The organism is Acinetobacter sp. ANC 3832 (genome assembly GCF_002135415.1).
GTDB lineage: Bacteria > Pseudomonadota > Gammaproteobacteria > Pseudomonadales > Moraxellaceae > Acinetobacter.
This window is the reverse complement of sequence record NZ_NEGJ01000003.1, coordinates 255,487-282,409: the sequence shown is the minus strand read 5'-3', so window position 1 is coordinate 282,409 and position 26,923 is coordinate 255,487. Positions and strand designations below refer to the sequence as shown.

Below are 26,923 nucleotides of genomic sequence, written 5' to 3'. Positions count from 1 at the left end.
AGCCTGATCCACCAATGATTTTAAGGTGAATTGATGACAAATGTATGGATTCAGTATTGAATTAAATTGATATGTTTGCTCTAGATACCATCAGTTTCTAATAATTTCGATTCATTAAAAATATAACTTTGGCCGTCAAACTTCATAATATGCTGACGTTTTAATTTATGATCTTGAGTTTTACAATTTCGAGGATCTGCTAAATGTTGTATTTTTACGCCTGTAATCAGAATGTCTTGTAAACCGTATGATGTTTTATTGGATCTCTTGCATAACTCACTTTTCATTCAATTTCATGTTGTAAATTCCAGCAATCAAATTGAATCTTAAACCCAGTCTTTTACCTCTATTTCTATAACACTCCGAAAGTATTCTAAAGGTCTTTAATACACCGAATACATGCTCTACACCTATTCTTCTTTTATTGATTTCTCGATTGTGTTTTTTTTAATTCTGAATCTAACTTAAATATCATAGATCCCTTGATAGCCTTTATCTGCCAATACAAAGGAATCTTTAGGGATTAAATGCAGGTTTCTTTTGAACAATTCAAAATCATGAACTGCTCCTTTACTCATACATAAACTGAGAATTTGCTGTGTTTTATAATGAATAATGGCTTGTACTTTAAACGTATGGGTCTTTTTCTTACCACTATAGCTTTTTTTCTGTTTTTTTAGGGCGTTGTACGGGTATTTTCGTTGCATCTACGATCACAACATTCCAATCTAAAGCACCACCATTTGGTATTTTCTTCGGTAAATTGAACTGTTTAGATTTGATTAAGTGATCTTCGGTATCGCGAACAATTCTTGAAGCTGTTGATTTTGAAACAGCATAGGTCATTCCAACATGGAAGAAAGTTCGATACTCACGCCAATAACTGAGACAAAGCAATAACTGGTCTTCTTTAGTCAGTGTTGGAGGTCGACCTGTTGATGCAGAATGAGCATTTAGAATTTCAACCATCAATTTATAGGTAGACCAAGAGACGCCTGAGGGTCTTTTAAACTGAGCATCTGTCAGCTTATGTATATCGATATATTTTCATGCATAAATTATGCATGAAATATTGAAAAGTTAGAGCTCAAAAATACAACAAATAAACGTACGTTTTATGAGTTATGCAAGTTGTTTAATAGTTAAAATTAATTGAGAAAGTAATACAAATTATAAATAAGGTATAAATAAACCACATTTATTAACTTAAAGTTAATGAATGTGGTTTGAGGTTGATTGATCAAAATCTAAGAACAGGCTTTTATAGGTTCAGATCAAAATACAGAATTAGGGCAAATAACATGGATAGTTCAGTTCCGAACATAGAACGTAAATGGAATACACGTCGCAATGCGAAACAGTTAAAAGTAGAAATGGTCAGCAAATACGCTGATGGTGTGGTTATTCCAACGCAAGATATTGTCAAAGTTTTAGAGACATTAATTAGTGTGGGTGATCGGGTTGTTTTAGAAGGAAACAATCAAAAACAAGCTGATTTTCTTTCTCGTTCTTTGGCACAGACCAATCCTGATATTTTACATGATTTACATCTGATTATGCCGAGTGTAGGACGTCCTGAACATCTCGATTTATTTGAAAAAGGTATCGCTCGTAAACTTGATTTCTCTTTTGCAGGTACACAAAGTTTGCGCATTAGCCAACTGGTTGAAGATGGCTTACTCGAAATTGGTGCCATTCACACCTACATTGAACTGTATTCACGCTTATTGGTCGATTTAATTCCAAATGTCGTACTTTCAGCAGGGTTTATGGCCGATCGTGAGGGGAATATTTATACTGGTGCAAGTACAGAGGATACTCCAGCACTGATTGAGCCTGCGGCGTTTAGCGATGGTATTGTGATTGTGCAAGTGAATGAGTTGGTGGATGACGTTAAGGATTTACCGCGAGTCGATATTCCTGCTTCTTGGGTTGACTTTGTCGTTGTAGCAGATAAGCCTTTCTATATTGAACCATTATTTACTCGCGATCCCAAACATATCAAGCCTGTCCATATATTAATGGCCATGATGGCAATTCGAGGAATTTATGAACGTCATAATGTGCAATCACTTAATCATGGTATTGGTTTTAATACCGCTGCAATTGAACTGATTTTACCGACGTATGGTGAATCTTTAGGTTTGAAAGGAAAAATTTGTACAAATTGGACACTTAATCCACATCCGACTTTAATTCCTGCGATTGAAACGGGATGGGTGAAAAGTGTGCATTGTTTTGGTACAGAATTGGGTATGGAAAAATATGTAGCTGCAAGACCAGATATATTTTTTACAGGTCGTGATGGATCACTACGCTCTAACCGAATGATGTGTCAGCTTGCGGGTCAGTATGCAGTCGACTTATTTATCGGTGCCACCTTACAGGTCGACGGCAGTGGCCACTCATCAACGGTGACTAAAGGACGTTTAGCGGGCTTTGGTGGTGCACCGAATATGGGGCATGATCCGCGTGGCCGACGTCATGCTACACCTGCTTGGCTGGATATGCGCCCCGAAGGTGCAACTGAAACGGATACTTATCTGGCACGTGGTAAAAAGTTAGTTGTGCAAATGGTGGAAACTTTTCAGGAAGGTGGAAAGCCAACTTTTGTACACACACTTGATGCCGTAGAGGTTGCAAAAAAGGCGGGTATGCCACTCGCACCGATTATGATTTATGGTGATGATGTTACACATCTTTTAACCGAAGAAGGTATTGCGTATTTGTATAAAGCCAGAAGTTTAGAAGAACGTCAGGCAATGATTGCTGCGGTTGCAGGTGTGACCGAAATTGGCTTAAACCATGATCCTAAAACCACAGAGCGTTTACGTCGCGAAGGATTAGTGGTTTTCCCAGAAGACCTCGGAATTCGTCGTACAGATGCAACACGTGAATTACTGGCGGCAAAAAATATTTCAGATCTTGTGACATGGTCAGATGGGCTGTATCAGCCGCCTGCGAAATTTAGGAGCTGGTAATGAATGCTTATGTTCAACCTGACTTCACTCAACAGTGTGTGGTGCTTGCAGACTTTGCAGTAGATGCTTTGATTGTAGAAGTGAATCTAACACCCAAGCCTGCATTGGTAGATCAGCGTGGGAGTGGCGCACATGATGATTTAACACTGGCGTTAATGCAGCGTTCTGCACACAGTTTGAAGCCTATGTTTTTAAAAATGGCGCAAGCCGCTTTTCAACATCGAACGTGTTCATTGGCTTTGCGTGAAGCGATAGGTGAAATTGGTCGTGCAGGCGAAACGGTTATGCTCGAAACGACAGGGGGTGTGAATACCCATCGTGGTGCAATTTGGGCACTAGGTTTGATGGTTACAGCTGCCGCGTTGAAGAGTTTGACTGCGAAATCAGTGAGTGCAATTGAACTGTGTAAATTAGCGGGGGAAATAGCGCAACTTGAAGATCGATTTATTCCTCAGCAGGCTTTGAGCCACGGACAATATGTACAGAAAAAACTCGGAATAAACGGTGCAAAATTTCAGGCTCAGCAAGGTTTTCCAGCCATTACTCATTTTGGTTTGCCGACGTTGCATAAAAGCCGAAAGATACAGGGCAATGAAACAAACGCGCGAATAGATGCTTTGCTCGCAATGATGACGACTTTAGATGATACCTGTGTTCTATATCGTTCAGGAGAGGCAGGTTTAGCTCGAATGCAACAAGGTGCTCAAGCTGTATTAGACCTTGGTGGTTATTCAACAGTGGCTGGAAATCTTTACTTTCATGTCTTTGAAAAAGACCTTTTAGAACGAAGAGCATCGCCGGGTGGAGTCGCAGATTTACTCGCAGCAACATTATTTATCGATAGTGTTGAGCAGTTTTATTTTAAGAATAAATAGGAAATAAGGTAATGGAAATACTGAATTTTGAATTTTCGGCTGGAAGCAGCCCCACAAAAAATGCATTGGTTGGTTGTGTCGGTTCTGGTGATTTAGAAATTTTGATGCAGCCTAGCCAGACAGGAAAAATGTCGATTCAAGTGGTGACCTCTGTGAATGGCAGCTCACAACGCTGGGAAAAATTATTTGAGCGTATGTTTGCAGAACAAACACCGCCTGCGGTTCATATTGATATACATGACTTTGGTGCAACGCCGGGCGTCGTTCGCCTACGTCTAGAGCAAGCATTTGAGGAGGTGAACTGTGGCTAATATCCAAGCGTTACTTAAGAAACAAAGCTTTATTGAGTTGAACGCCAGAGAGCGTGTCAAAGCATTATTAGATGATACCACCTTTCGTGAGCTTTTAGATCCATTTGCTCTAATCATGTCACCTTGGTTGCCAAAGCAAAATATTGTGCCCCAAGCAGATGATGGTGTGGTGATTGCCAAAGGAACAATTCAGCACAAACCAGTGGTTATTATTTCGATTGAAGGCCTTTTCCAAGGGGGAAGTCTCGGTGAAGTGGGCGGTGCAAAAATTGCAGGAGCTCTAGAATTAGCTGCTGAAGATAACCGTCAGGGAATTCCAACAGCAGCAATTTTACTGCTTGAAACAGGTGGTGTTCGTTTACAAGAAGCAAATTTGGGATTGGCAGCTATTGCAGAAATACAATCAGCAATTGTTGATTTGAGACAATATCAGCCAGTGGTTGCTGTGATTGCTGGCAGTGTTGGATGTTTTGGTGGCATGTCGATTGCCGCAGCTTTATGTAGTTATTTAATCATGACCCAAGAAGGCCGTTTAGGTCTCAATGGTCCGCAAGTGATTGAACAAGAGGCTGGTGTCCAAGAATATGATTCAAAGGATCGACCGTTTATTTGGAGTATTACCGGAGGACAGCAACGTGCTGCAAGCGGCTTGGTCGATGCCTATGTTGAAGATGATCGTCAGCACATTAAACAGCAAGTTTTGCAATATTTAAACCAAGGTGTGCCAACTTTGCATCGCAGTTCAAATTATGATTTTTACTTGAATCATTTAAAAGCGGTGAACACTACAGAACAAGCAACGCCGCTACAAGTGAGCGCTTTATATCAAGGAGAACAAGCATGAATATGGATATACCAGCAGAGAATGAAGTTTCAATGCGCGGTCAACATTGGTTTAAAGCACTCACGACTGATTTTAACCAAATAGGCGAATATACGGAATCCGTTTGGGTTGCGGATGGTCAGGTATCACAACAATCTGTGCGTATTATTGCTGTTGTTCCGCATCCACATAATCTTTATCCACGTGCTCAAAATGGCGAAGTAGGCTTGTTAGAAGGTTGGGCACTGGCCAAAGCAGTAGATGATGTGATTCAAGCAGATCAGAACAGTAATCAAAAACGCGCAATTTTATGCATTGTTGATGTACCTAGTCAGGCTTATGGTCGTCGTGAAGAATTGTTTGGTATTCATCAAGCACTTGCAGGTGCAGTCGATAGTTATGCTCGAGCACGTTTAGCGGGTCATCCTATTATTAGTTTATTGGTTGGTAAGTCGATGTCAGGCGCATTCTTGGCTCATGGCTATCAGGCAAATCGAATTTTTGCGCTGAACGATGATGGCGTTATGGTGCATGCGATGGGCAAAGAATCAGCAGCTCGTGTGACATTACGGACGGTAGATGAATTAGAAAAACTGGCGGCAAGTATTCCCCCAATGGCCTACGACATAGAAAGCTATGCCACATTAGGTTTGTTATCTGGAATTTTAGATGTCAGTAATCCCGAACAGCCGACTGCCGAAGATATCACTGTGATTCAGGACGTATTTTTAAATGCAGTGAAAGATATACAAACACTAGGATCAACTGGACTTGAACATCGCTTAAATGGTGAAAACCGAAAAGCATCAAAGCAAGTACGTGAACTTTTGCGTGATCAATGGTAATGCACATGTATCTTCAAGCACATGATTTGTTATGGGGCATGACGCTTGATTTTTTAACAAAAGATGCACCTGACTGGGTTAAGAATACAGTCAGACAAGGACATCCTGTAGTTGTACGACGGGCATTAACAAACGCAACCGAGGTTGCCATCGGCATACGAGGTTTGGCAAGAAATGAACGTTATGCGGCGCACATGCCTATCGCATCAATTACGAAACAGTTAAAACCAGAGGCATTAACAGATGTGAATTTACAAGATTTCCCTCATTTGATGACGCAACTACAGGCGATTCAAAAGATTTTAAATCAGGAAAATTGGATCTGGGGTTATACAGGCAGTGTTGGATTTGAGTTGGCTACACATCTTAAAACGGTAACTAAAAACAGTGATATTGATCTTTTAATACGAACAGATGAATTTTTGCAGAAGGATAAGGCTCAGCGACTTATGCAGCAGCTTGAAAAAACGCAATTAAAACTGGATGTGCAACTGCAAACACCTAATGGTGGAGTCGCACTTAAGGAATGGGCAAGGATGACAGGCAAGGTTTTACTAAAACGAAATGATGGTGCCGTTTTAGTGAATAATCCTTGGCAGTAAAGGATTGACAGCATGAGTTCAATTTGGGTTTATCCAGGACAGGGCGCGCAAAAGGTCAATATGCTGCATGACTTACCGCAAACGGTATTGGTGCAGCAATATCTCGAACAGGCAGCGGATATCCTTAGGCAAGATGTAGGGTTACTGGATCAACCAGAGGCGCTGAAATCGACCTATGCAGTACAACTTTGTTTGTTTATTTCAGGCGTGGTGAGCTCTTCGTTAATGTCTGAACAAGGCGTTCAACCCGATTACGTGACTGGATTATCAATAGGGGCTTGGGCTGCGGCGACCGTAGCAGGAGTACTGAGTTTTGAAGATGGACTCAAACTTGTGGCGATTCGCGGTCGTTTAATGCAAGAAGCCTATCCATCAGGGTATGGCATGACGGCTTTAATCGGCACGCATCAATCTGAGTTAGAAGCTTGGGTTGAGCCAATTTATCAGCAAAATCAAGATATTTTTATTGCCAATCTCAATTCGGCAAGTCAGATCGTCATCTCAGGATCAAATGAATCAATGAAACTTGTTGCTAAAAAAGCGCAAGCGAATGGCGTTATGGCCAAACGTCTAGACGTGAGTGTGCCATCACATTGTGCATTGCTTGATGTTCAAGCTCGACAATTGGCTGAACACATAAAAGGAGTCAAGCAACATCAACCGAAAATACGTTATTTAAGTGGGACATCCGCTCGGTTACTCATGAAGAAAGAGCAAATTATTGAAGATATCAGTTTCAATATGTGCCGCATGATTGATTGGGAAAGTACGGTTCAATCCGCTTGGGAGCGAGGTGTTCGATTACAGATTGAGAATTTACCAGGGACAGTGTTAACAGGCTTAGCACGCCAGACATTTAAAGAAGGAACGGTGCTGTCTTTTCAAGGAACACGTATAGACAGTCTTATCGCTGCTATGCATAAAGAAAAAGCCAGATCACTCAATGCATAAATACATTTCAAGACAGTCATTATCCAAGGATATGAGGGATTAACAATGATTATATATGGAACAGCGCTCTTAGCTATTTGCCATTTATTGGGAGATTATTTCGGTAATACGCTAGGTATGTTACTCGGTGTTAAAGCCAATGTAGGTGGCGTGGCTATCTCAATGATCTTACTGATTTTATCAAAAGAGCTACTGGCAAAAAAAGGATATTTACCGAAAAGTACTCAATTTGGTGTGTTGTATTGGTCAGGAATGTACATTCCAATTGTTGTTGCTATGTCTGCTGGACAGAATGTCGTCGCAGCACTATCAGGCGGAATGCTAGGTTTGATTGTTTCAGTTGCTTCATTAATTGGTACCGTTTTAGTGATTCGTTATTTGAATAAAATGAATGGTGATTATGAAGTCTATGAGTGGCCATCTGAAGTGGAAGTTAAAGAAAATAAAGCTTAATTTTCGTTATGAAAACACGAATTCAATGATTAAAAGGAATTAAATAATGGATGCTTTAATTGCAGTATTAACTAAAAATGCGCTAGTCACTGCGCTGGCAGTTACTGGTCTTATGATGTTGGTCTCTCATTTACTTTCAAAGTATTTGACGGGAGGTAAGCTTCAAAGTTCTGCAATTGCAATTACATTGGGCTTAGTAGTCGCTTATTTTGCTGGGGTATATACACAAGGTACAAAGGGTATTTCAGATATTGCTATTTTCTCTGGATTTGCTTTACTTGGCGGAGCAATGATTCGTGACCTTGCAATTGCATCGACTGCATTTGAAGTAGATGTTAAAGAAGTCAAAAAGGCCGGTAAAGTTGGCCTTATTGCATTGACACTAGGTTGTATAGTTCCTTTTGGGATTGGTGCAATGACGGCATGGCTAATGGGATATAAAGATCCTGTTTCAATGACTACCATTGGTGCAGGGGCAATGACTTATATTGTTGGTCCAATTACAGGTACAGCGATAGGTGCTTCATCTGATGTTATTGCACTCTCGATTGCAATTGGACTGATTAAGTCTGTGTTCTTTATGGTTGGAACACCGTTACTGGCGAAGTTTATGTATTTGAAAAGCCCACAATCAGCAATGGTATTCGGTGGTTTAGCTGGCACGACCAGTGGAACTGCTGCAGGTTTAGCAGGAACAGATGTCCGTTTAGTTCCTTATGGCGCATTGGTTGCAACATTCTATACTGGCTTAGGATGTTTATTAGGCCCGTCAGTATTTTTTCTTACTGTAAATGCTATTTTTGGTTAAGGATGAATAGGTTTCACCGTGTTTGGGCAATTTGTTAAGATCTAATAAAAGGCCCAAATTTAATGTTAAATATTTCTTGAAAACATGCGACATTCAGCAATAAATGCCAATAAATTAGGATCACGTTCTTTACTTTTTAAGAAGACTAAGCCAATTTCTTGCTTAATTTGATATTGAGGTTCAAGTCGAACTAATTTTACTGAGTTTTCATAAATTGTTGAAATTCGACCAGGTAGTAATGCAAACCCAACACCTGAACTTACCATACTAATTAATGTAAAAATATCACTCACCTCTAAGAAAACTTTTGGATTAACTCCAGCTTTATCAAAGACAATATCACTGTCATTACGTGTAGCAAATCCTTTTGCGAGTGTTAAAAAAGTTTCATCTTTTAGTTTGCTTAAATTAATTTCATTAAACTTTGCATACTTTGAGTTTTTATTGACAGCTAAAAAAATGTCGTCTTGGAACATCGGTAAGCTCTCAAACACTTGATCGTGAGTGGTTTCATTAAGTGCAACAATAATGGCATCTAATTCTGTTGCTTTTAATTTTTTGACCAAATCAATATTTGAACTTAAGGAAAGTTGTATATCTAAATCACCTCGTCTGAGTTTTAGACCGCTAATAACACTCGGAATAGTATTCACTGTTAACGAATACAAAGAACCTAAATGAAATATTTTTGACGCAAATCCAGCAGCTTCACGAGTTTTATTTACAGTCGCTACAATATCTTGAACAATTTTTTTTGAATGATCTTCAAGCACATAAGCACTTTTTAAAGGGATTAAATTTCGACCTTCATTTTTGAACAAAGGGCAACGTAATGAGTTTTCAAGAGAATGCAAAGCTTTATGTACACTGACATTACTGATTTGCATTTCAGTTGCAGTTTTTGACAGATTACCGCAACGCATAAAGGCCAAAAAAATTTGAATTTTTTTAAGCGTCAGTTCTTCATCTATTTGCAATGAGGTTATCCATAACATCAAATTAATAATGGTGAATATAGCATGCTAATTTTTAGAAAACTTTAATTTATAAATATTTATGCAATAAAGTAATTAAATTTCAATAGTTTAAGTTGATTTTTAAGTGTTTGTACAGCGGAACACTTCTCTAAAGATAATTTTAGAGAAGTAAAGAGCGCAGCCTTATCCATTATTTTGTTAGGATTAATTTGTTTTAATAGGACCTGAAAGTAATGCAATTAAACCTAAGCTAAAAAAGGAGAGTGCAAATAATAAAGCAAATAAATTAATAAGAGATGGAGAAGCATTCGCAAAGAGAACAATAAAAATAGATGATCCTAAAACCCTACTTTTACAAACCACTAAATCTCCACTTTCGTTAGAAAAGTGGGCAGATATTTGCTTAAAATAATTGGAGAAAATGGATGAACTCTGTGAATAAAATGTAAGATATTAATTAATCATTGTGTGATAAAAACTCGAGCAAAAAAAAGCCCTTATCAATGATAAGGGCTTTTTATATTTTGGAGCGGGAAAAGAGACTCGAACTCTCGACCCCAACCTTGGCAAGGTTATGCTCTACCAACTGAGCTATTCCCGCTTTATGGTTTGCATTATAGAGAATTTCATTAAACTGTCAACACTCTATGTTTTTAACTGGCGAATTAATCAGCACGACGCCAAATGGTTCCCTGGCGAGTATCTTCTAATACAATGCCTTGATCTAATAAAGACTGACGAATTTCATCAGCCTTTGCAAACTCTTTGGCTTTTTTCGCATCAACACGTTGCTGAATGAAATCTGCAATTTGCTCTTCAGATAAATCTAAAGCATCTTGACCAATATCAGATTTTAAGAAATCTTCAACATTGTGCTGAACCAAACCTAAAATATGGGTGAGGTGGCGTAAAGTAGAATAGTACGCAACAGCCTGTTCAGCATTCTCTTCTTTTACTGCACGATTCAACTCTTTATTTACTTCAAATAAAACAGCAATGGCTTCAGACGTATTAAAGTCATCACGCATCGCTGTGTTAAAGCGTTCAACTAAAGTTGTTTCCAATGCGTCAGTAGTTTTCTCACCATAGACTTGTTGGTAGGCTTTAAAAGAATGGTAAAAACGGCTAAGTGCATTTTTTGCTTCTTTTAAAGCAAAGTCTGAAAAGTTCACGGGGCTTCTATAGTGAGATGAAACGATAAAGTAGCGAATCACTTCAGGATGGAATTTTTCCATCACATCACGAATGGTAAAGAAGTTGCCTAAAGACTTAGACATTTTTTCGCCATCAGAATTAATAAAACCAACATGCATCCAATAATTCACATATTGTTCATCAGTGGACGCTTCACTTTGCGCAATTTCATTTTCATGGTGCGGGAACATTAAGTCTGAACCGCCACCATGAATATCAAAATGATTGCCTAAGCAGCAGGTCGACATCGCAGAACATTCAATATGCCAACCTGGACGACCATTGCCCCAAGGCGAAGCCCATGAAGGTTCATTTTCTTTGGCATGTTTCCACAACACAAAGTCAAACGGGTGTTTCTTTTCAACGGCAACATCGACGCGTTCAGATGCACCTGCTTGCATATCTTCAAGTTTACGACCTGACAGGCGACCGTATTTTGCAAATTTTTCAACTTCAAAATAAACATCGCCATTATTTGAAGGATATGCGGTACCTTTGTTGACTAAATTGCCAATCATGCTTTGCATTTGGTCGATATAATCTGTTGCACGGGGTGCTTCATCAGGCGCAGCACAACCCAAATTTGCAGCATCTTCATTCATGGCTTGAATAAAACGATCGGTGAGTGCAGTAATAGTTTCACCATTCTCATTCGCTCGTGTGATGATTTTGTCATCAATATCCGTGATATTACGAACATATTTTACGCTCCAACCTTGGCTACGTAAAAAACGAATAATATAGTCAAATGCAACCATGACTCGAGCATGTCCAATATGACAGTAATCGTATACAGTCATACCACATACATACATGTCGATATGTCCTTCTTTACGTGGAACAAATTCAACTTTTTTACGTTGCTCTGAGTTGTATAGAACAAATGGTTGCATAGCGCTTCAAAATAGGTCAATTAAATGGTGCTTCATCTTAACCTAAGCGACTTTTTTCATAAAGTTTTATGCGTTATTTTTAATAACTAAGTGAAAACATATACATTTAGAAACGTGCTAATTGTATTGATATGCTAAAATAGTCAAAAATATTTAGCTTGAAATCAAAAACTCTTTTAGAGTTAAGGTCAGTCCATCTTGAATCCACCCAATATGCCAAATCAGATTGATTTTCAAAAAGTCGCACTTGAAACATTATCTATTGAACAACATGCAATAGAAGTACTTGCGACCCAAATTGATCAGCGTTTTACCCAAGCTTGTGAAATTATTTTGCAGTGTAAAGGCCGTTTAGTCATTACTGGAATGGGTAAATCAGGTCATATCGGTCGCAAAATGGCAGCCACATTTGCCTCAACAGGCACGCCATCATTTTTCATGCATCCTGGAGAAGCAGGACATGGCGATTTAGGGATGTTGGTTCGTGGTGATGTACTCATTGCAATTTCAAACTCAGGTAAGAGTGATGAAATTATGATGCTGATCCCATTGATTAAACATCTGCAAGTACCTTTAATTACTATTAGTGGTGATGACAAAGGTCCAATGCCACAAAATGCAGATGTGGCTTTAACACTGGGCGATATTCAAGAGGCTTGTCCTTTAGGTTTAGCGCCAACTTCAAGTACCACAGCAACTTTGGTTTTAGGCGATGCGCTTGCTGTTGCACTTTTAGATGCACGTGGATTTACTGCTGATGATTTTGCGATGTCACATCCTGCAGGTGCATTGGGTAAGCGTTTACTTTTACATGTAAAACACTTAATGCATACAGGTGATGCACTACCAAAAGTCGCTTTAGATACACCAATGAACAAAGTACTTTACGAAATATCCAATAAACGCCTTGGTTTAACCACAATTGTGGATGAAAATGATCATCTATTGGGTATTTTTACAGATGGAGATCTGCGTCGTTTAATTGATAAACAACAAGGTTTTGATGTGAATTTACCAGTGTCTGAAGTAATGGTAAAAAATCCATCGACGATTTCTAAAGAAGCACGAGCTGTAGAAGCTTTAGAGAAAATGAATGAAAAGAAAATTAACCAATTTATTGTGGTTGATGATGCCAATAAAGTCATTGGTGTAATTAGTATGCATGACCTAATTCAAGCTGGGGTAAATTAATCAATGGCTTCTTATGTTTTACTGGAACAAGCGCGTCATATTGAAGCATTGGTTTTAGATGTAGATGGTATTTTAAGTGATGGTTTTGTCACCTTAACCAATAGTGGTGATGAGATAAAGTCATTTGATATTCGTGATGGTTTAGGCATGAAGCTTGTGCAACAGGCGGGTGTCAAAGTAATTATCATCACGGGGCGAAAAAGTAATATTGTTGAAAAACGCATGTCTGATTTAGGTGTGGATTTGGTTTTTCAAGGTCGTGAAGATAAGGGTGTTGCATTAAAAGAAGCCTGTGCGCAGTTTAATCTTGATCCACAAGATTGTTTATACATGGGTGATGATTGGCCTGATCTTTCAGCATTTGCCATTGCAGGCATGAAAGTGACTGTGCCGAATGGACACGTCGAGGTTCGTCGTCGTGCAGATCTTGTGACACAAGCGACGGGTGGACGTGGAGCTGTACGTGAAGTGTGTGATATGTTGCTTATGTCTAAAGGTGTTTATAATGAACTCCTTGAAAAATATACGGCTATCCCTCATTAATTTTATAATTTTGCACTTGCATAGAGTTTGTTGATGATCATTTATGGATACTAAAGCTTTATATGTTACCGCAGTTGTGATTGCAGCGATAAGCGGTGGATATTACTATTACAGCGGGAAAGGCAAAAAGTTAGATGCAGATTCTGCACATAACATGACGTATTCTGCTGAAGGTATTCATTTACTTCAAACCAATGAGCATGGGCATTTATATGTTCGTGCCCAAGTTGATCACTTAGAACAAGATTTACAACAAAAGAGTTCTAAGCTTGTTAATTTCCATGCTTCGATGTATAGCAATGATCAGGTGAGTTCTACTTTTTTTGCGAAAGAAGCACATGGTTTTAATGACAATGAAAAAGTTATTTTAAAGGGTCAGGTTCAAGCGACTCAATTTGGTGAGCAAGGTAACCTAATTTTTAATACAGATGAATTGACGGGTTATCCTAAAACACGATTGTTAGAAACCTCTCATCAAGTTCTAGTGAATGCACCCAATGGTCAATTTACCAGCCAAGGTTTAAAAGCTAATTTAAATGAAGGTCAATACGAATTCTTTAATATTCGAGGAAAGTATGCACCAAAATAAACAATTCTCCCTAAGATTTTATTCTATGAAAAAAGCATTGATTGTTGCAGGCCTATTATGTGCTTCAGCAACAACTTTTGCTTTGCCTTCAGATCGTAATCAGGCGATTTCATTGCTTGCAGATCATGCGACATTTAATGATAAAACAGGCGTTACAACATATACGGGTAATGTTGTAATTGAACAGGGAACAATGAAGTTACAAGCGGCTTCCATTGTTGCTCAATTAAATTCAAATAAGCAAATTAGTACGATTACGGCAACAGGCTCACCTGCAAAATTTCAACAACAAGTGGACACCCAAAAAGGGATGTCTCGTGGTGAGGCTCAAAAAATTGTGTACAACGCAGAAACGGGCATTCTTAATCTGATTGGTAACGCATATCTATATCAAAATGGTGCAAGTATTCGTAGTAATACATTGAAATATAGTATGAATAAAGGGGATATTGAAGCCTCTGGTAGTTCGAATGCGACGGGTTCATCAAAAGGTCGTGTACAGATTATTATTCCACCATCAAGTACGAAAACGTTCCCAGGAGCGCGTGATTAATGCAACATACACCAGATCAATCACAACAAGTTTTATGTATTCGACATTTAGCCAAAAACTATAATAAACGTTGGGTCGTTAAAGATGTGTCATTTACCATGAAAAGTGGTCAAATTGTAGGTTTGCTTGGACCCAATGGGGCAGGTAAAACCACAAGTTTCTACATGGTGGTTGGTTTGGTTCGAATGGATAAAGGTGAAATCCATTTAGATGCTTTAGATATTTCTGATTTAGCCATGCATGAACGAGCACGCAAAGGCATTGGATATTTACCACAAGAAGCATCAATTTTTAGAAAATTAACAATTGCTGAAAATATTATGGCAATTCTTGAAACACGTAAGGATTTAAATAAAGAACAACGCAAACAGCGCTTAAAAGAGCTCTTGGAAGATTTTAAAATTTCCCATATTAAAGATTCCTTGGGTATGAGTGTTTCAGGTGGTGAACGTCGTCGTGCTGAAATCGCGCGTGCTTTGGCTGCTGATCCTAAGTTTATGTTACTTGATGAGCCTTTTGCAGGTGTAGATCCGATCTCGGTTGGCGACATTAAAGATATTATTCGTCAGCTAAAAGACCGTGGTATTGGTGTCCTTATTACAGATCATAATGTGCGTGAAACACTGGCGATTTGTGAGCATGCCTATATTGTGAGTGAAGGTGCTGTTATTGCTGAAGGCACTCCTGAAGAAGTTTTAGCAGATGAAACAGTGCGTGAAGTGTATTTAGGTGATGATTTTACGGTTTAATATAGTTATGCTTTAAAAATATAGACCTTTTGATTATTATAATTAAAAGGTCTTTTTTATTAAGTTAATTTAATTTTGGTAGCACGTCAGATTTGAGCACTACCTTTTAAATAAAGTTAATACGACATTGGACGAGTCAATCAAGAACCATCAACTTTTATTCTAATCTTAAACCCAGTCTTTTACCTCTATTTCTATAACGCTCTGAAAGTATTCTAAAGGTCTTCAATACATCAAATACATGCTCCACACCTATTCTTCTTTTATTGATTTCTCGATTGTATTTTTTTAATTCTGGATCTAACTTACAGCCTCGTTTTGCTTTAATCGGAATTAAACTTCTTTCATAAATATCATAGATCCCTTGATAGCCTTTATCTGCGAATACAAAGGAATCTTTAGGGATTAAATGTAAATTTCTTTTGAACAATTCAAAATCATGAACTGCTCCTTTACTCATACATAAACTGAGAATTTGTTGTGTTTTATAATGAATAATGGCTTGTACTTTAAACGTATGGGTCTTTTTCTTACCACTATAGCTTTTTTTCTGTTTTTTTAGGGCGTTGTACGGCTATCTCCGCTGCATCTACGATCACAACATCCCAATCTAAAGCACCGCCATTCGGTGTTTTTTTTCGGTAAATTGAATTGTTTAGATTTGATTAAGTGATCTTCGGTATCAAAAACAATTCTTGAGGCTGTTGATTCTGAAACACCATAGGTCGTTCCAACATGGAATAAAGTTCGATACTCACGCCAATAACTGAGACAAAGCAATAACTGGTCTTCTTTAGTCAGTGTAGGAGGTCGACCTGTTGATGCAGAATGAGCATTTAGAATTTCAACCATCAATTTATAGGTAGACCAAGAGATGCCTGTGAGTCTTTTAAACTGAGCATCTGTCAGCTTATGTATATCGATATATTTCATGCATAAATTATGCATGAAATATTGAAAAGTTAGAGTTCAAAAATACAACAAATAACCGTACGTTTTGTGAGCTATGCAAGTTATCTACTATAGAAATATTATTTGAGTGAATAGCCGCCAAAATTCTAGACACACATAACCCTCTTTTGATGGGCCTTTTCATAATCTAATGGAGAATGCTGACCATTGGAACCATGTCTGCGTTTTGAATTGTAGAACATCTCAATATATTCAAAGATATCTGACCTTGCTTCAGTTCTAGTTATATAGATTTTCTTCTTGATCCTCTCTCGCTTTAACAGCTGAAAGAAGCTCTCAGCAACAGCATTATCATGGCATGAGCAGTGTACTGCGCAAGTGGCGACTCATACTACTTTCAAGATTATAGTGCTTGAGAAATGTCTGCCATTCATAGCTAGTGTATTGGCTACCTTGGTCAGAATGAATCAACACCTTGTTCTTTGGTTTTCTTCGCCATAAAGCCATCAATAACGCATCTAAAACTAGATCTGTTGTGATTCTAGATTTCATGGACCAGCCAATAACAAGACGTGAAAACAAGTCAATTACAACTGCAAGATACAACCATCCCTCGTGAGTACGAATATAAGTAATATCAGTCACCCACAGTTGGTTGGGATGAATTGGGTTGAACTCGCGATTTAAAGTATTTGCAGCAACAATCGATGGAGTACCGGTATGAGCTCTAGGTTTGCGATAGCCACACTGTGACTTAAGACCATTAGTTTTCATAAGCCGATATACTCGGTTGATCCCGCAACTTTCACCTATATCTTTCAAATCACAGTGAATCTTGCGATAGCCGTAGACTCCACCAGATTCTAGCCAGAACTGTTTAATCAATCCTGAAAGCTGTTGCCGTTTCTTTGCAGTTTTACTAGTAGGTTACTTTAGCCAAGCGTAATAACCACTGTGATGAACATCTAGAGTTGAACATAATCGACGGACAGGCCATATGTGCTGATTGTCCTGAATAAAGGCGTACCTCATTTGGACTGGCTTGCGAAATACACCGCGGCCTTTTTTAATATGTCCCTTTCTTCAGTGACTCGTTGTAGTTCTTTTTTTAACTTTGCCAATTCTGCAAGTGGATCATCAGATTCTGTGATTTTAGGCTGTTTAGGATCATAGCGTTTAATCCAGGCATACAGATTATGCGTAGTTGTACCTAAACGTGTAGCAACTTCAGCCACGCTATGACCTTTTTCAGTAACTTGCTTTACTGCTTCAATTTTAAATTCTTCAGGATATCTTTTACTACTGCTCATAAAAGGTATTAGATTTTCTACTTTTAAACTCAATTATTTGCGGAGAGTATTAACTTCTTTATATATAGTTTTAAAAGTTGATTTGTTGATATTGATATGAGTTTGGATTCTAATGGTTATTTTGCAAGCTGTTTAAAAGATTTCTGTGATTCATTAAGAAGAATTTTGAGAGGGGAAGCAAATTGATCCTGTAATTGCATTAGAAATTTTGAAAAAGTCATCTCTTGAAACAAGTCACGAAGCTGAAAAAACAAGTGAATCTATTATTCAAAATGAAGAGTGTGGAATTAAACTTTCAGCACGAGAAATAGAAACGTTAGTATTGGTTTCTAAAGGTAATAGTAGCCGTCAAATTGCAGAGTTATTGCATATTTCTAAGTTTACAGTAGATGTCCACATCAAGAAGATTTATCAAAAGTTATCTGTAAATTCAAAAACAAAAGCCATTAATGCAACAAAGAGTTCGGTATAATCAGTTAATCTTTATCTTAATGAATAAGCACATCATCCATCGCTCGTGCACCTTCTAAAAGCATACGAATCATAATCATGGTTTGTTCAGCAACCTCTTTGCGTTCAATCATCGGTAAATCTATAACCTTTGCACCCATATTAAAAACCAATTGGGTAATCGCTTTTGCAACAAGTTCTGGATGGACTAATTTACTGTGATTTAAACGTTCTAAGCGAATTAAATCTTCTTGTAATTCTTGTTGGAAATAATTTAGTTGGCTCTCTACAGCATCCTTATAAGAAATTGAGCCTGTATAACCTTCACGTAATAATAAACTTAAGTTACCTTCATCAGCATCCAATTGTTCAATAAAGACTTCTACGGAGGTACGAATGATGCTGTTTTGTTTCGATGCTTTTAAACGGGCTTTATGTAAAATTTGACGCAATACAATGCCGGAACGGTCAATGAGCTCAATGGCTAACTCATCAATATCTTTAAAATGTCTATAAAAACTATTTGGTGCAATGCCTGCTTCTCTTGCAACTTCTCTTAAACTTAATGATGAAATACTCTTTTGTGGGCCAATTAGATTAAGCGCTGCTTGGAAAAGCTCATCTTTGGTAATGGTTGCTTTTCTTCCTACTGTGCGCATAGGTGCTTGCTCTTGAGCGAAGTCATTTTCAAGTGCAGTGGCATCAATTTGAGCGTGAGTAGGCATATGATTCATATATTCAATAGATTAAGTGTATTTAAGCATTATAGCGGTTGTGATTACAGTTGTGAAATGAATAGATACAATACAAGTGTATATACAAATATATATACATATGTATAATAATTCAAAATTCACTTGTGTGGTCATTTCTTTATGCATGCTTTAGAAAAGAGAAACTCTCCAATCAATACATTTGTAGACAGTGTTTTTGATAAAAATGCAGCAGATTTCTGGCTTCAAAAAGTCAATCCTCTTTGGTCTGTACACCAGTCATTGGGGAAAATTGTACAAAAGGAAAGTACCGCTGCGGATACTGTAAGTCTTACGATTCAATGTAATCGACATTTTAAAATGGGACAGGCAGGGCAACATCATCCCGTAATTGTTGAATGCCAAGGACGCCGTTATGAGCGTACTTATAGCTTAACGCAACTGGATACACGACATGTTTTATTGACTGTCAAAAAAGTTGTTCAAGGGGTCGTGAGTTCATGGCTTGTTGAACAGTCTAAAGTTGGCGACAAGATTGAATTTGGTCAACCTTATGGTGATATGACTTTAGCTAAAACGTCATCTGCAATGGTGCTATTGGCTGCTGGAAGCGGTATTACACCGATGTATAGCCTCATTCAAGCCATGAATCAGCCACAGATTAACTCTCAGCAATCTGTAACATTGCTATATTGGGTTAAAAAACAAGGTGATGAAGCCTTTAAAGAATACTTCGAGCAACTCGCAGTTAAAAATTCAAATTTTAAAGTTCAAATATTTTATACACAGGAAAGTCATCCAGATGCACGTTTAAATGATGAGCATTTAGTACAACTGAATGATCTTGCACAAAGTATGGTTTATGCATGTGGTCCATCGGGTTTTGTATCGACTGCTGAAGCTTTATTTGAAAATGTACAAAATTTTAAAAGTGAAGCATTTAGCTTAACCCCAGTCATTTCTAATGACATTGGTTTTGTAAATATTACATTAACTCAATCCAATAAAACGCTTGCGATTCCGAAAGGTCAATCGATTCTTGTTGCTTTAGAGCAGCAAAATATTAAACCTAAGCATGGTTGTCGTATGGGGATTTGTAATAAATGCGCATGTAATAAAGCACAAGGTGCGACTAAAAATTTAGTCAATGGCGCTGAAAATAAAGAACCTGGCAATTTATTACGTATATGTGTCAGTTCAGCCCAAACAGATTTAGTCCTTGATATTTAAGCGAGCTCTATAATGAATATGCCAGTTAAACTCCAATATTTTAAAAATCCAAAAAATCGTGAATTAACCCAGTCAGAATTAGATGCTTTAGCACGTGAGTTAGATGCGATTAAGCAAGAAGTTCTAGATGATATTGGTGAGAAAGATGCCAAATATATTAAGAAAGTTTATGCAGCGATTCGTTATAGCAGCATTTTAGGGCGTGCTTGTCTATTTGCAGGATGGTTTCCACCTGCATGGTTATTAGGAACAGGCTTGCTTGGTTTTTCTAAAATCATGGAAAATATGGAGCTTGGTCATAATGTCATGCATGGTCAGTATGATTGGATGAATGATCCAAGGTTTGATGGTCCAAATTATGAGTGGGATATTGTTGGTACATCGGATAACTGGCGTCAAACACATAATTATAAGCACCATACTTATACCAATATCAAAGGAATGGATGATGATATTGGTTATGGTTTATTAAGACTATTCCCAGAACAACGTTGGAAACCTGGGTTTTTATTACAACCTTTATATGCCATTCCTTTTTGCTTATTGTTCCAATGGGGAGTGGCAATTCAAAATTTAGAAATTGGTAAATTATTATATAAGCGTAAAACTTTTGCTGAATTTAAGGAAGAGTGGAAGCCAACCCAGAAAAAAATTGGCAAACAATTTTTGAAGGATTATCTATTTTTCCCTCTCATTGCAGGACCTGCGGCACTTCCTGTTTTTACGGGAAACTTAGTTGCTAATGGTCTCCGTAATATTTGGACATTCAGCATTATTTTTTGTGGTCATTTTACAAAAGATGTAGAAGTCTTTCCAAAATCTGTTTTACAAAATGAAAGCCGTGGACACTGGTATATGCGCCAAATTCGTGGTTCTTCAAACTTAACGGGTTCAGAAGCTTTCCATATTCTAACTGGTCATTTAAGTCATCAAATTGAACATCATTTATTCCCTGAAGTTCCTGCGCGTCGTTATCGTAAAATGGCACCTAAAGTTCAAGCTGTATGTGAAAAGTATGGAATCAACTATAACAACGCAAGCCTGTTTAAACAGTATGGACAAGTATTGGGTCGTATCGTGAAATACGCATTTCCATTTAAAAAATAACGATTGAAATGATTTGTGAAAAAGCTACTTTCGGGTGGCTTTTTTATTTAAATTTATGACGAATATCTCTATATTTAGAAAAGTATAAACTCAATTGAGAACAATAAAATGCAATATCAATTAGAAAAAATAGAGCACTGGTTACAAATAAATGCAGCAAAAATTACAGAGTTTTCATTACAGCAGGCTGCTTCTGAACAACAACTGCAACAATTTGATATGACGATTCAAAAGAATATTCCACAATAATTTAAGACTTTATATCTTTGGCATAATGGTATGAATGAAGATGAAAACTTAGGGAATCTATTTTATGGTATGGCATTTTTATCTTTAGAAGAAATTAAGAGTAAGTGTTCCGAGTTTGAAAATTTAGAAGATGAATTATTTACCTTAAAACATGCAGATCCACGAATTGATTCTACAAATATTCAGAATTCTGATTGGATTATATTTGCTCATAATGATGGTCGAACAGGCCTGTATTTAGATTTGGCGCCAACAACACTAGGGAAAGTAGGTCAGATTATTTTTATCGATATGGAATATGAAGTCGGCATTTTAGTGGCTGATTCCATGGCACAGTTGATTAAAAATTTTCTATCTGATTTAGAACATGGTTTATATCGGTTGAATGAGGAAGCGCTCGAAGGCGGCAATGCGTTTTTAGAGTGTGATGAATCGATTGATCTGATTAATTGGTCAGGTAGTGTGAGATGGAAACGTTTTTATTTTGACTGAGTTGAGTTATATACTCGTTATTCTTGAATTTTAAAAAGCTAGACTATTTAAGTGATTTTTTCACTGAAATTCATTAAAAAGTATTATATATCAAATTTTTATTTAATCTGATTTAAAGCATGAAAATACCTGATTTTGGGGGTATAAGAGAAAATAATAAAATGTATTAATAGAATTTCATTATTAATTATATTAGGGGTAAGAAATGGACTTAAAATTCGGTGCTTGGAGTGAAAGAAAAGTACCATTACTTGGTGATCCAGCTTGGGACGTATTCAAGAGTGTTTTTTCAAAATTAATAGGATGTGAATACGAACTTACTGCATACTATACACAAGTCGTATCAGGAACTAACTATTGTTTCGAAATGAATGTAACACCTATTGTACCAAATGCTCAAAAGGCACAAAAATGGTCTTTGGTATATAAACCAAATGATGGCGAAGCAGTTTTAAAAGGTTTCTTTGATACTTTACCTATCAAATAAGTAAACTGTTATAAGTATTTTAAAAGCAAGTTTTACGATAAAACTTGCTTTTAAAAATTCCAAAACAAATCGAAACCCATTCGGCCAATTAAAAAGACCAGTAAAATTAAAAAGAATATTCTGATGAAACTGCTTCCAAATTTAAAAGCTAATTTTGTTCCTATAAATGCACCAATCATACTACTGATAATCATATAAAAAGCAGTTGACCACAGAACATGACCTGCAGGAATAAAAAATAATAGAGCGGCTGTAAATGTTGCAATATTCACTAATTTTGCAGAAGCAACTGCATGAATAAAGTCAAATGCAAAAACTTTAATGAATAGAAACAGCAGAAAGCTGCCTGAGCCTGGACCAAAGACACCATCATAGAAGCCAATGAGTCCCCCAAATAAAATACCTTGTATGATTTCCTTTTGACCAAATTGAATTTGGGTATGAATTTGACCTAAATCTTTTTTGATAAACGTATAAATTGCCATAAAAATGAGCAAGAAAAATACACAATATTGCATCAACTGTTTGGGAATAAAGGCAACGGATAAAGCACCAAAATATGCAAAGATAAAGGCGGAAAGCATTGTAGGAAGAAGTAAATTCCATGAAATTTTTACACGACTTAAATAAGCAAAAGCCGAAGAGGAAGCACCTGCTAATGCTGTAATTTTATTGGTTCCAAAAATGGTGGCTAAATTTTGAGAAGGATACGCGTACATGAGTGCAGGCACTAAAATTAAACCACCACCGCCTACAGTTGCATCAATTAGTCCACCACAAAAGGCAAAGAAAAGCAGTGAAAAATTGATAGATTCAAAGAGCATTCTTATCGTTCTGTAATTTGTGTTTTTATAACATTATCATGAATAATCACCAGATGATAATGTAAAAAAGCCAAGAGATATCTTGGCTTTTATTCTCAAATTTTAATTTAATCTGAATTTAAATTAAAAATCAAAAGAAGTCTGAATGTAGAAAGTACGTGGCTGACCTACATATTTACCGCCTGTAGAGTCTGATGAGCGAGTAAAATATTGCTTATCAAATACATTTTTTATACCCCCTGCAACTTTTAAGCCTTTTAATACAGAGTCAAAATTGTAGGCTGTGCGTAAGGCGTAAGTTGAATACCCTGGAATATTACCAATACGACCATCAGCAGTTTCAATTGTTTGATATACATCAGTAGAACCGGGTGCATACTGCTTAGACTGAGCATACATATCTACATTCATTGACCATTGATCCATTTGATAACTTGCACCAACATTTCCAACATGACGTGAATAATAAGGCAAATCTTTGCCTTCAAACTTACCTGCTTCAGAGACTGCTTTGGTAAACGTATAATTACTATATACTTTTAGACCTTCCAGTGAATCCATAAAATGACCAAAGTCATAGCTAATACCTGTTTCTAGACCTTTGTGACTGGTTGCACCTAAGTTTGTCCAAATACCTGTACCAATATTGTCAGGGCGTTCGAGTAAAAGCTCTTTGTCAAAATCTAAATAGAACGCAGTTAACTCGGCATTAAGACCATTTCCCAGATATTTTGTACCTATTTCATAGTTTTTAGATTTTTCAGGATGTAAGCCATCAAGTGTTGTATCTGCTGTATTTGTACCATTTACAGTTTTAGTGGTAACAAGTTGGTTGTACTGTTGTGGACCAAAAGATACACCTGCATTGGCAAAGACATTCCATTGTTCATTGAAATCATATTTCACAGCAATGTTGGGTAAAAATTCTTCAGATTTTATTTCTGGATGAACGGTATTGGTTGGATTACCATTTTGGTAAGCGGTAAAATCATTATGTGTCTCAATAGATTCGAAACGAACCCCTGGAGTAATGGTTAAAGCACCAAGACCGAAACGATTGTCGATATAAACGGCATGGGCTTTGGTACCACCATCACTTATGGTATTTGCAATTCGATCTCCAGGAGTACCCGTTACTGTGTTATATGTTGCCGTACGCCCAGAAAACTCAGAACTATCTTCTTCTAAATAACGATAACCAACGGTGACTTCATTATTCATTTTACCAAGTGTATAGGCACGTGAATAGCGTGGCTCTATACCAAAATATTTATAATCACGTGGTGAATTACTAATTCGACTATTTGCAGTACCAGCAACAGTAGATTCCAGATCACTGGTACGGAAAGAGTCGACATAATAGCCTAGGATTTCAAAATTATTCAGCTCATCCTTATGACTATATTTAACAGAAACATCTGAACGACGACCAGAAAAATAGTTACGTGATTGATTAGATTGATATGGATTCTCTGCATATTGGGCTGTGGTTAGACCTTCAGGCATTTCACCACGACCCTCATAATGATGAAGATTTAACGCAATAGCATCTTGATCATTCAATTGATATGAGGTTTTTAACATAACGTCATCAATATCAATTTTGTTATTGTCTTCGCGATATCCATTACCCTTGGTACCTGAATAAAGCAGAGCGATCCCAAGACCGTTATCCATTGTACCGCCAATAAAGAGGTTCGGACTGTATTTTAGCTGATCCGTACCTGTTGCAAATTCAGTGGTTAGCCCTACAGAGCCTGATAATTTTTCAGGAATGGCACGAGTGACAAAGTTAATGATTCCACCAACATTTTGTGGCCCAAAACGTACAGAACCTGCACCACGTACTACGTCAATGGATTCGATATTACCCATAGAAACAGGCGCTAAAGATAATTGCGGTTGACCATAGGGTGCGAAAGACAATGGTACGCCATCCATAAGGACGGTTGAGCGTGGTGAAAGACGAGAAGTTAAACCACGAACGCCTAAGTTGAGAGATACATCACTACCACCTGTACCATTATTATCTTGTACTTGCACGCCTGGGATTTGTTTTAAAGCTTCACGAATAGATGTTGTGCCTGTTGCATCTAATTGCTTTCGATCAATAATAGTTCGAGCACCTGCATGATGATGTACTGTTTCAGCATTTGCATCTTCAAGCCAGTTTCCTTGAGCTTGTAATACAAGTGTGGGTAATGCTTTAACAGGGTCTTCACTTTCGGCTTCTGTTGCATAAGTGATATGGCTTAAACCAGAAATTGAAAGACCAATTGCTAAACTGAGAGAAGATTTGCTAAAAAAAATCTGATGTGAATTATTGAGCTTAGTATGTTTCATTGTCGTGTTTTATCGAGAGAAATTTTGCGTATGTTAATACTTTGTACAATAGATATAAATGATAGCAATTATCATTTTTAACTATAATAAGGTGCTAATTTATAGTTTTTAAATATGAAGCCATTAAAGACAAGGAAGATGATTTTGAAATGTTATAAAAAAACCGTTCAATTTGAACGGTTTTTAAAATTTAAATTAATTTCTGATATAAAACTATTAATCCTAGATTTTTAATTTTCATTGAAATAAAAGAGATATTTCTCTTTTGCTTATAAAAAATAAAAAAGCTTTGTTCAATTTACTTCAGGACTAGACAATTATTTAAACTGAATACTACCATTTGCACTGACTGTAATTTTAGATTCACCCGCAGCCATATCTTGAGGGGGTGCCATATCGGCAGATGCAAATTTAGCAGAATTGGCACGCATCATCATCGGTTGTGGATAAGAACTGTTGGTGTTGATATTCACATTTACTAAATCATAAGAAGATTTATTCCATGCTTGACTGAGCATTTGCGCACGTTGTTGGAAGTTTTTAGATACCTCAACAATCAACTCATTCTCTACTTTTTTGCGCTGATCATCAGAAACAGTGAAGTTGATTGATTGAGTTTGGAATGTTTGTTGTAGCTCACTAATCAATTGGCTTGCTGATTTAAAATCTTTACTTTCGATTTGTACTTCAGCACGACCACGCCATTCTTTAAGCTTCTGGTTATCATTGTCATAAACAGGATAAGTACTTTGAGATCCTGTTTCTACTTTCACTTGTGGATATTTTTTTCCAAGCGCAATGGCTTGATTCATGAGTTGCGTAATTTGAGTAGAGAGTTCCGTAGGTTGTTTATTGCTTTTTTCTATATAAAGGACAGCATGCATTTCATCATTTGAAACTTGACGTGTTGCTTCCGCTTGGACATTTGCAATATTGTAGTTGAGCGGTTCATTTGAGTTTGCAAAAGTCATTGTACTCACCGCCGTACCGATAAGAAGAGAAGAAAGAGCTAATAAACGCATGTCCTGATCCTTAAAACTTGAATAAAATTCGAATATTGAATAATTTTAATGCTAAACAATTGCAATGTGGATGAGATGAAAATTTTGTGGTGTCTTTGTAGTAATTACATAATTTTTTGCAATCATTTTATAAAACTAATCTATTAAATATCAGCTATATATGCATGTGAATTATCTGGGATATGGTGAGTTTTACTAAAAAAAAACGATTTAGATAAAAAGAAGGTTTTCTTTATGTTGTCACATAGTATGATGATAATTCAAAAATATAGAGAGGTGAGTGTTTTTTTCGATAAACAGATGATCGATAAGTACATAAAAGATATTTATTTTCTGCGAAAAAACTGTATCATCGCGCTCCTAGTTTATTCAAGATATTTATCTAACTAGATTCTATAAAGCACCGAGTCAAAGGACCGCAAGTCACCCGACTTATTTCTTTCAAC

General features: G+C 37.1%; 28 protein-coding genes, 1 tRNA gene and 4 pseudogenes. 20 read left to right on the top strand and 13 right to left on the bottom strand.

What is annotated here, in order from left to right:
* Positions 1–276: 276 nt before the first annotated feature.
* The 3 genes and pseudogenes from B9T35_RS18820 to B9T35_RS05725 all read right to left on the bottom strand — a co-directional run.
* Positions 277–435, bottom strand: a pseudogene (locus B9T35_RS18820) (transposase); the annotation flags it as partial.
* A 29-nt stretch (positions 436–464) separates the two neighbouring features.
* Positions 465–707, bottom strand: a complete 243-nt coding sequence (locus B9T35_RS18815) for a transposase (RefSeq protein WP_086190155.1) — start codon at positions 705–707, stop codon at positions 465–467.
* Positions 655–969, bottom strand: coding sequence for a transposase family protein (locus B9T35_RS05725; RefSeq protein WP_228147093.1), 315 nt, complete (start codon positions 967–969; stop codon positions 655–657). Before B9T35_RS05725 ends, B9T35_RS18815 begins: the two co-directional genes overlap by 53 nt.
* 332 nt (positions 970–1,301) lie before the next feature.
* Between B9T35_RS05725 and mdcA the strand changes: the two genes are divergently transcribed.
* The 9 genes from mdcA to madM are packed head-to-tail and all read left to right on the top strand — an operon-like array spanning position 1,302 to position 8,649.
* Entirely contained in the window at positions 1,302–2,981 is a 1,680-nt protein-coding gene (gene mdcA, locus B9T35_RS05720) for a malonate decarboxylase subunit alpha (protein ID WP_086190153.1), read from the top strand.
* On the top strand, positions 2,981–3,856 hold the full coding sequence (locus B9T35_RS05715) for a triphosphoribosyl-dephospho-CoA synthase (RefSeq protein WP_086190152.1): 876 nt from the start codon (positions 2,981–2,983) through the stop codon (positions 3,854–3,856). The genes mdcA and B9T35_RS05715 overlap by 1 nt, the downstream gene beginning before the upstream one ends.
* A gap of 11 nt (positions 3,857–3,867) precedes the next feature.
* The gene (locus tag B9T35_RS05710) at positions 3,868–4,167 is read left to right on the top strand and encodes a malonate decarboxylase subunit delta (RefSeq protein ID WP_086190151.1); all 300 of its coding nucleotides are present in this window, start codon (positions 3,868–3,870) and stop codon (positions 4,165–4,167) included.
* Positions 4,160–5,011, top strand: a complete 852-nt coding sequence (locus tag B9T35_RS05705) for a biotin-independent malonate decarboxylase subunit beta (protein ID WP_086190150.1) — start codon at positions 4,160–4,162, stop codon at positions 5,009–5,011. Before B9T35_RS05710 ends, B9T35_RS05705 begins: the two co-directional genes overlap by 8 nt.
* Positions 5,008–5,835 carry a biotin-independent malonate decarboxylase subunit gamma gene (gene mdcE, locus B9T35_RS05700; RefSeq protein ID WP_086190149.1) on the top strand — a complete coding sequence of 276 codons (828 nt, stop codon included), beginning with the start codon at positions 5,008–5,010 and terminating at the stop codon, positions 5,833–5,835. Before B9T35_RS05705 ends, mdcE begins: the two co-directional genes overlap by 4 nt.
* Complete coding sequence (locus B9T35_RS05695) at positions 5,835–6,437, top strand: malonate decarboxylase holo-ACP synthase (RefSeq protein ID WP_086190323.1); 603 nt, start codon at positions 5,835–5,837, stop codon at positions 6,435–6,437. The genes mdcE and B9T35_RS05695 overlap by 1 nt, the downstream gene beginning before the upstream one ends.
* A 12-nt stretch (positions 6,438–6,449) precedes the next feature.
* Positions 6,450–7,388 (top strand): malonate decarboxylase subunit epsilon, encoded by a 939-nt coding sequence (gene mdcH / locus B9T35_RS05690; protein WP_086190148.1) that lies wholly within the window; start codon positions 6,450–6,452, stop codon positions 7,386–7,388.
* 45 nt (positions 7,389–7,433) lie between these two features.
* On the top strand, positions 7,434–7,841 hold the full coding sequence (gene madL / locus B9T35_RS05685) for a malonate transporter subunit MadL (RefSeq protein ID WP_086190147.1): 408 nt from the start codon (positions 7,434–7,436) through the stop codon (positions 7,839–7,841).
* Positions 7,842–7,887: 46 nt separating this feature from the next.
* Entirely contained in the window at positions 7,888–8,649 is a 762-nt protein-coding gene (gene madM, locus B9T35_RS05680; protein ID WP_086190146.1) for a malonate transporter subunit MadM, read from the top strand.
* Positions 8,650–8,714: 65 nt separating this feature from the next.
* On the opposite strand, the gene B9T35_RS05675 is transcribed toward madM, so the two are convergent.
* The 3 genes from B9T35_RS05675 to cysS form a co-directional block, all read right to left on the bottom strand.
* A complete protein-coding gene (locus tag B9T35_RS05675) occupies positions 8,715–9,626 on the bottom strand; it encodes a LysR family transcriptional regulator (RefSeq protein WP_086190145.1) in 912 nt (303 codons plus the stop codon).
* A gap of 525 nt (positions 9,627–10,151) precedes the next feature.
* A tRNA-Gly gene (locus B9T35_RS05670) sits at positions 10,152–10,227 on the bottom strand.
* 64 nt (positions 10,228–10,291) lie between these two features.
* Complete coding sequence (gene cysS, locus B9T35_RS05665) at positions 10,292–11,713, bottom strand: cysteine--tRNA ligase (protein ID WP_086190144.1); 1,422 nt, start codon at positions 11,711–11,713, stop codon at positions 10,292–10,294.
* A gap of 213 nt (positions 11,714–11,926) precedes the next feature.
* On the opposite strand from cysS, the gene B9T35_RS05660 reads away from it, so the two are divergent.
* Genes B9T35_RS05660 through lptB form a run of 5 tightly spaced genes read left to right on the top strand, consistent with a single transcriptional unit; the run spans position 11,927 to position 15,338 of the window.
* Positions 11,927–12,904, top strand: a complete 978-nt coding sequence (locus B9T35_RS05660; RefSeq protein ID WP_086190143.1) for a KpsF/GutQ family sugar-phosphate isomerase — start codon at positions 11,927–11,929, stop codon at positions 12,902–12,904.
* Between the two features lie 3 nt (positions 12,905–12,907).
* Positions 12,908–13,447, top strand: coding sequence for a KdsC family phosphatase (locus tag B9T35_RS05655; RefSeq protein WP_086190142.1), 540 nt, complete (start codon positions 12,908–12,910; stop codon positions 13,445–13,447).
* A 43-nt stretch (positions 13,448–13,490) separates the two neighbouring features.
* Positions 13,491–14,036 (top strand): LPS export ABC transporter periplasmic protein LptC, encoded by a 546-nt coding sequence (lptC, locus tag B9T35_RS05650; RefSeq protein WP_086190141.1) that lies wholly within the window; start codon positions 13,491–13,493, stop codon positions 14,034–14,036.
* Positions 14,037–14,061: 25 nt separating this feature from the next.
* Positions 14,062–14,589, top strand: coding sequence for a lipopolysaccharide transport periplasmic protein LptA (gene lptA, locus B9T35_RS05645; RefSeq protein WP_416202418.1), 528 nt, complete (start codon positions 14,062–14,064; stop codon positions 14,587–14,589).
* Entirely contained in the window at positions 14,589–15,338 is a 750-nt protein-coding gene (gene lptB, locus B9T35_RS05640; protein WP_086190139.1) for an LPS export ABC transporter ATP-binding protein, read from the top strand. The genes lptA and lptB overlap by 1 nt, the downstream gene beginning before the upstream one ends.
* Before the next feature lie 157 nt (positions 15,339–15,495).
* On the opposite strand, the pseudogene B9T35_RS05635 reads toward lptB, so the two are convergent.
* From B9T35_RS05635 to B9T35_RS05625, 3 genes and pseudogenes are all read right to left on the bottom strand, one after another.
* Positions 15,496–15,885 (bottom strand): annotated as a pseudogene (locus B9T35_RS05635) (transposase); the annotation flags it as partial.
* An 11-nt stretch (positions 15,886–15,896) separates the two neighbouring features.
* Positions 15,897–16,271: a transposase family protein gene (locus B9T35_RS05630; RefSeq protein ID WP_171264224.1), complete on the bottom strand. Its 375-nt coding sequence runs from the start codon at positions 16,269–16,271 to the stop codon at positions 15,897–15,899.
* Between the two features lie 125 nt (positions 16,272–16,396).
* Positions 16,397–17,560, bottom strand: a pseudogene (locus B9T35_RS05625) (IS3 family transposase).
* Between the two features lie 208 nt (positions 17,561–17,768).
* On the opposite strand from B9T35_RS05625, the gene B9T35_RS05620 reads away from it, so the two are divergent.
* Positions 17,769–18,032 (top strand): response regulator transcription factor, encoded by a 264-nt coding sequence (locus B9T35_RS05620; RefSeq protein ID WP_171264223.1) that lies wholly within the window; start codon positions 17,769–17,771, stop codon positions 18,030–18,032.
* A 16-nt stretch (positions 18,033–18,048) separates the two neighbouring features.
* Here B9T35_RS05620 and fabR read toward each other — a convergent pair whose 3' ends face one another.
* Positions 18,049–18,669: an HTH-type transcriptional repressor FabR gene (fabR, locus tag B9T35_RS05615; protein WP_322853541.1), complete on the bottom strand. Its 621-nt coding sequence runs from the start codon at positions 18,667–18,669 to the stop codon at positions 18,049–18,051.
* Between the two features lie 216 nt (positions 18,670–18,885).
* Between fabR and B9T35_RS05610 the strand changes: the two genes are divergently transcribed.
* From B9T35_RS05610 to B9T35_RS05595, 5 genes and pseudogenes are all read left to right on the top strand, one after another.
* Positions 18,886–19,953 carry a ferredoxin reductase gene (locus B9T35_RS05610; RefSeq protein ID WP_086190136.1) on the top strand — a complete coding sequence of 356 codons (1,068 nt, stop codon included), beginning with the start codon at positions 18,886–18,888 and terminating at the stop codon, positions 19,951–19,953.
* Positions 19,954–19,965: 12 nt separating this feature from the next.
* On the top strand, positions 19,966–21,060 hold the full coding sequence (locus B9T35_RS05605; RefSeq protein ID WP_086190135.1) for a fatty acid desaturase family protein: 1,095 nt from the start codon (positions 19,966–19,968) through the stop codon (positions 21,058–21,060).
* A 108-nt stretch (positions 21,061–21,168) separates the two neighbouring features.
* Positions 21,169–21,309, top strand: a complete 141-nt coding sequence (locus B9T35_RS18615) for a hypothetical protein (RefSeq protein ID WP_228147079.1) — start codon at positions 21,169–21,171, stop codon at positions 21,307–21,309.
* A 12-nt stretch (positions 21,310–21,321) separates the two neighbouring features.
* Positions 21,322–21,801: pseudogene (locus B9T35_RS05600) on the top strand (SMI1/KNR4 family protein); the annotation flags it as partial.
* A 205-nt stretch (positions 21,802–22,006) separates the two neighbouring features.
* Complete coding sequence (locus B9T35_RS05595; protein WP_086190134.1) at positions 22,007–22,288, top strand: hypothetical protein; 282 nt, start codon at positions 22,007–22,009, stop codon at positions 22,286–22,288.
* A gap of 50 nt (positions 22,289–22,338) precedes the next feature.
* Here B9T35_RS05595 and B9T35_RS05590 read toward each other — a convergent pair whose 3' ends face one another.
* From B9T35_RS05590 to B9T35_RS05580, 3 genes are all read right to left on the bottom strand, one after another.
* A complete protein-coding gene (locus B9T35_RS05590; protein WP_086190133.1) occupies positions 22,339–23,112 on the bottom strand; it encodes a sulfite exporter TauE/SafE family protein in 774 nt (257 codons plus the stop codon).
* A 123-nt stretch (positions 23,113–23,235) separates the two neighbouring features.
* The gene (locus B9T35_RS05585; protein WP_086190132.1) at positions 23,236–25,455 is read right to left on the bottom strand and encodes a TonB-dependent receptor family protein; all 2,220 of its coding nucleotides are present in this window, start codon (positions 25,453–25,455) and stop codon (positions 23,236–23,238) included.
* Between the two features lie 317 nt (positions 25,456–25,772).
* A complete protein-coding gene (locus tag B9T35_RS05580; protein WP_086190131.1) occupies positions 25,773–26,477 on the bottom strand; it encodes an SIMPL domain-containing protein in 705 nt (234 codons plus the stop codon).
* Positions 26,478–26,923: the final 446 nt, after the last annotated feature.

Coding starts and splice junctions, on each gene's coding strand:
- madM (WP_086190146.1), top strand. CDS start 7,888: ATGGATGCTTTAATTGCAGTATTAACTAAAAATGCGCTAGTCACTGCG.
- mdcH (WP_086190148.1), top strand. CDS start 6,450: ATGAGTTCAATTTGGGTTTATCCAGGACAGGGCGCGCAAAAGGTCAAT.
- lptC (WP_086190141.1), top strand. CDS start 13,491: ATGGATACTAAAGCTTTATATGTTACCGCAGTTGTGATTGCAGCGATA.
- B9T35_RS05630 (WP_171264224.1), bottom strand. CDS start 16,271: ATGAAATATATCGATATACATAAGCTGACAGATGCTCAGTTTAAAAGA.
- lptA (WP_416202418.1), top strand. CDS start 14,062: ATGAAAAAAGCATTGATTGTTGCAGGCCTATTATGTGCTTCAGCAACA.
- lptB (WP_086190139.1), top strand. CDS start 14,589: ATGCAACATACACCAGATCAATCACAACAAGTTTTATGTATTCGACAT.
- B9T35_RS05585 (WP_086190132.1), bottom strand. CDS start 25,455: ATGAAACATACTAAGCTCAATAATTCACATCAGATTTTTTTTAGCAAA.
- B9T35_RS05710 (WP_086190151.1), top strand. CDS start 3,868: ATGGAAATACTGAATTTTGAATTTTCGGCTGGAAGCAGCCCCACAAAA.
- mdcA (WP_086190153.1), top strand. CDS start 1,302: ATGGATAGTTCAGTTCCGAACATAGAACGTAAATGGAATACACGTCGC.
- B9T35_RS18615 (WP_228147079.1), top strand. CDS start 21,169: ATGCAATATCAATTAGAAAAAATAGAGCACTGGTTACAAATAAATGCA.
- B9T35_RS05590 (WP_086190133.1), bottom strand. CDS start 23,112: ATGCTCTTTGAATCTATCAATTTTTCACTGCTTTTCTTTGCCTTTTGT.
- mdcE (WP_086190149.1), top strand. CDS start 5,008: ATGAATATGGATATACCAGCAGAGAATGAAGTTTCAATGCGCGGTCAA.
- B9T35_RS05605 (WP_086190135.1), top strand. CDS start 19,966: ATGAATATGCCAGTTAAACTCCAATATTTTAAAAATCCAAAAAATCGT.
- B9T35_RS05580 (WP_086190131.1), bottom strand. CDS start 26,477: ATGCGTTTATTAGCTCTTTCTTCTCTTCTTATCGGTACGGCGGTGAGT.
- B9T35_RS05655 (WP_086190142.1), top strand. CDS start 12,908: ATGGCTTCTTATGTTTTACTGGAACAAGCGCGTCATATTGAAGCATTG.
- B9T35_RS05595 (WP_086190134.1), top strand. CDS start 22,007: ATGGACTTAAAATTCGGTGCTTGGAGTGAAAGAAAAGTACCATTACTT.
- B9T35_RS05725 (WP_228147093.1), bottom strand. CDS start 969: ATGGTTGAAATTCTAAATGCTCATTCTGCATCAACAGGTCGACCTCCA.
- B9T35_RS18815 (WP_086190155.1), bottom strand. CDS start 707: ATGCAACGAAAATACCCGTACAACGCCCTAAAAAAACAGAAAAAAAGC.
- B9T35_RS05610 (WP_086190136.1), top strand. CDS start 18,886: ATGCATGCTTTAGAAAAGAGAAACTCTCCAATCAATACATTTGTAGAC.
- fabR (WP_322853541.1), bottom strand. CDS start 18,669: ATGCGCACAGTAGGAAGAAAAGCAACCATTACCAAAGATGAGCTTTTC.
- madL (WP_086190147.1), top strand. CDS start 7,434: ATGATTATATATGGAACAGCGCTCTTAGCTATTTGCCATTTATTGGGA.
- B9T35_RS05715 (WP_086190152.1), top strand. CDS start 2,981: ATGAATGCTTATGTTCAACCTGACTTCACTCAACAGTGTGTGGTGCTT.
- B9T35_RS05695 (WP_086190323.1), top strand. CDS start 5,835: ATGCACATGTATCTTCAAGCACATGATTTGTTATGGGGCATGACGCTT.
- cysS (WP_086190144.1), bottom strand. CDS start 11,713: ATGCAACCATTTGTTCTATACAACTCAGAGCAACGTAAAAAAGTTGAA.
- B9T35_RS05660 (WP_086190143.1), top strand. CDS start 11,927: ATGCCAAATCAGATTGATTTTCAAAAAGTCGCACTTGAAACATTATCT.